3 protein-coding genes are annotated in these 3,837 nt (G+C 71.2%); 2 read left to right on the forward strand and 1 reads right to left on the reverse strand.

Annotated elements, in window-relative coordinates:
- Positions 1-219: 219 nt before the first annotated feature.
- Entirely contained in the window at positions 220-2,178 is a 1,959-nt protein-coding gene (locus ESO86_RS13025) for an FAD-dependent monooxygenase (protein WP_129235410.1), read from the reverse strand.
- A gap of 165 nt (positions 2,179-2,343) precedes the next feature.
- On the opposite strand from ESO86_RS13025, the gene ESO86_RS13030 reads away from it, so the two are divergent.
- Complete coding sequence (locus ESO86_RS13030; protein ID WP_129235411.1) at positions 2,344-3,690, forward strand: aspartate aminotransferase family protein; 1,347 nt, start codon at positions 2,344-2,346, stop codon at positions 3,688-3,690.
- 52 nt (positions 3,691-3,742) lie between these two features.
- A partial coding sequence (locus ESO86_RS13035) for an NAD(P)-binding protein (RefSeq protein WP_422836495.1) occupies positions 3,743-3,837 on the forward strand: 95 nt, incomplete at its 3' end.

Consider the following 3,837-nt stretch of genomic DNA (forward strand, 5'->3'; position numbering starts at 1 on the left):
CACGACGAGGTCGTGCCCTCGCTCCGGTCGGTCGCCGTGCCGCTCACCCTGCCGCGCCAGCCGCCCGCGGCCATCGCGGTCATCCACGTGTCGATGCCGCGGCCGGAGGGCGAGATCGCCGAACGGCTCGCCGCCGCGGCGCGCGCGGTGTCCCGCAGCTACGGGGCCTGAGCGCGCCGCGCGCGGTGACGGGTCGATCGATCGAAGCTCGGCACCCGCTCAGCTGCTGACGAGGTCGCCCTCGACGGCCGAGTCGGCCGAGGCATCCGTCACCGCCCGCTGCGGCAGCAGGTGCTGCGCGAAGAACGCCGCGAGGTCGTCGGTCGCCGTGAGCGGCAGGACGTTCGCCACGTACTGGTCGGGCCGCACCACGACGACGGCACCGTCGCGTGAGATGCCCCGCTCGTCGAAGATGTCGGTGGGGCACCACGTGCTCGGCCCGGCCGCGAACACCTTCTCCCAGTCCATGAGGGCGAACGGCCCGGTCCTCGGCCGGAACACCTCCGGCGCGGCCATGATGTCGACGCCCTCGTGCGGCTGCTGGTAGATCGCCTTGACGTCGAACACGGCGTCGACGTCGAGCCCGTCCGGCGTGAACCGCGCCAGCGGGGCGTCGGGCGACGCCATCCATTCCGCCCAGTCCGCGAGGGCGGATGCCTCGCCGGCAGCGGGCGCGTCCGCGAACGCGTAGATCCGCCACCGTCCGTCGGCCCTCGCGTGGTGGCCCAGGTGCACGACGTTCCCGTCGCACACGAGCGACACCGGCGACGACTTGAAGCGCATGCCGATCGGGAACCCGGTGGCGAGCGCCTGGTGCGCCGCGTCGCCGGTGATCATCGACGGGCCGTAGTGCGTCATGAACCCCGACGGGAACTCGGCGGTGCCGAGGTAGTGCTTGGCCAGTTCCTGCGGGTCCGAGATCTCCTCCGGCTTGCGCGCCATGAGCGAGGACCATTCGCGGTCGAAGTCGATCAGCTGCTGCGCGACCGGCTGCCGTTCCGCCGAGTAGGTCGCGAGCAGGTCGGCGGGTGCCCGGCCGGTGACGACCGAGCCGAGCTTCCACCCGAGGTTGAAGCCGTCCTGCATCGAGACGTTCATGCCCTGGCCGGCCTTCGCGCTGTGCGTGTGGCACGCGTCACCGGTGAGGAACACCCGCGGAGCGGCATCCTCCCCCTCCTCGCGATCGTCGAAGTGGTCGGTGACCCGATGACCGACCTCGTAGACGCTGAACCAGGCGACGTTGCGCACGTCGAGCGTGTACGGGTTCAGGATGTCGTTGGCCTTGGCGATGATCGTCTCGATCGGCGTCCTGCGCACCTCGTGGCTGTCGTCGGCCACCTCGCCGAGGTCGATGTACATGCGGGAGAGGTACCCGCCCTCGCGGGGGATGTGCAGGATGTTGCCCGCAACGGAGTTGATCGCGCACTTCGTGCGCCAGTCGGGGAAGTCGGTGTTCACGACCACGTCCATGACGCCCCACGCATGCGCCGAGCTGCCCCCGACGTGCTTGCGGCCGATCGCCTGGCGGACTCCGCTGCGGGCGCCGTCGCAGCCCACGACGTACTTGGCGCGCACCGTGCGCTCCTCGCCGGCGCGCTCGCCGGCGGTGTAGCGCACGCGGACCTCGACGGGGTGGTCGCCCGCGGATTCGGAGCCGTCTTCGTGCACGGTGAGTCCGGTGAACTCGACGCCGTAGTCGGGCACGATGCGGCCCGGCCCGTTGGCGGCGGCTTCGGCGAAGTAGTCGAGCACGCGCGCCTGGTTGACGATGAGGTGCGGGAACTCGCTGATCTTGTATCCGTAGTCCTCGGTGCGGGAGGTCCGGATGATGGTGTTCGGGTCTGCCGGGTCGGGACCCCAGAAGTTCATGTAGCCGATGTTGTAGGCCTCGGCGATGATGCGCTCGGCGAACCCGAACGCCTGGAACGTCTCGACGCTGCGCGGCTGGATGCCGTCGGCCTGGCCGAGCACGAGTCGCCCGTCCCGGCGTTCGATGACGCGGGTGACGACATCGGGGTACTGCGAGAGCTGCGCGCCGAGCAGCATCCCGGCCGGGCCCGAGCCGACGACGAGCACATCGACCTCGTCGGGCAGTTCCTCGGGGCGGTCGATGCCGACGCCGGCGGCGGGCTTCACCCGGGGATCGCCGGACACGTATCCGTGGTGGTGGAACTGCACGTGTGCTCCTCACGTCGTCGTGATGTGATGTCGTTGCGTTCGATAATAGAATGTGTCTTTCGATTATCGCGCGTGGATATGGTAGGCCGCGATCCGCCCCGACACAAGCGGGCCTGTTCGCCGCGGGCTCTGGATGCTCCGGGGCCCGTGCGTTAGCGTCGCGTCATGTCGCTCGCCGAATCCTCCCGCCACCGCTCCGGCGCCGGCGATGACGCGTTCTGGTCCGACGTGGACCGTCACCTCATCCGCTACGGCGGCCGGTTCACGCCCGAGGTCATCGCGCGCGCCGAGGGCAGCTGGATCGAGACCGAAGGCGGGCGGCGCCTGCTCGACTTCACGTCGGGGCAGATGAGCTCGATCCTCGGCCACGCGCACCCCGAGATCGTGGCGACGGTCAGCCGGCAGGTGGCGACGCTCGACCACCTGTTCAGCGGCATGCTCTCCCGCCCGGTCGTCGACCTCGGCCGTCGCCTCGCCGACTCCCTGCCCGACCCGCTGGAGAAGGTGCTGCTCCTCACCACGGGCGCCGAGTCGAACGAGGCGGCGATCCGGATGGCGAAGCTCGTCACCGGGCGGCACGAGATCGTCTCGTTCGCCGGATCGTGGCACGGCATGACGGCGGCCGCCGCCGGTGCCACCTACAGCTCGGGCCGCAAGGGCTACGGGCCGACGGCGCCCGGGAACTTCGCCATCCCGACCCCCAACGCCTACCGGCCCGACTTCACGACGCCCGACGGCGCGTTCGACTGGCGGAAGCAACTCGACCACGCCTTCGCGCTCGTCGACGCCCAGTCGGTCGGCAGCCTCGCGGCGTGCATCGTCGAGCCCATCCTGAGCTCGGGCGGCATCATCGAGCCGCCCCTCGGCTACCTCGCCGCACTGCAGGCGAAGTGCCGGGAACGGGGGATGCTGCTGATCCTCGACGAGGCGCAGACCGGGATGTGCCGGACGGGCACGTGGTACGCGTTCGAGCGCGACGGCGTCGTCCCCGACATCCTCACGCTGTCGAAGACGCTCGGCGCCGGGCTGCCCCTGGCGGCCGTCGTCACGAGCGCCGAGATCGAGGCCGAGGCGGCAGATCGCGGATTCCTCTTCTTCACGACGCACGTGTCGGATCCACTCGTCGCGGCCGTCGGCAACACGGTGCTCGACGTGCTCGAGCGCGATCGGATGGACGAGCGCGCCGCCACGCTCGGCGACCGGCTCCGGGCCGGGCTCCTCGACCTGCAGGCCCGGCACGAGGTCGTCGGCGACGTCCGCGGCCGGGGGCTGCTGCAGGGTGTCGAGCTCGTCCTCGACCGCGAGACGAAGGAGGGGTCGGACGAGCTCGGTGCGGGGGTCACCCGGCGGTGCCTCGAGCTCGGCCTGCACATGAACGTGGTCCAGCTGCGCGGCATGGGCGGGACGTTCCGCATCGCACCGCCGCTCACCTCGAGCGAGGCGGAGATCGACCTCGGCGTCGAGATCCTCGACCGCGCGATCGACGAGGTCTCGCGGGAGCTGCTCGGCTGAGCGGGCGGCGGACGGGTTGGTGGACGTGAGCGGGTCGGACGAGACCGACGTCGTGGTCGTCGGCGCCGGCCTCGCGGGGCTCCGCTGCGCGGCCCGCGTCGCCGCATCCGGCCTCGGCGTCACCGTGCTCGAGGCGGCCGACGCGGT

It is taken from the genome of Agromyces binzhouensis (genome assembly GCF_004135055.1).
Classification (GTDB): Bacteria; Actinomycetota; Actinomycetes; order Actinomycetales; family Microbacteriaceae; genus Agromyces; species Agromyces binzhouensis.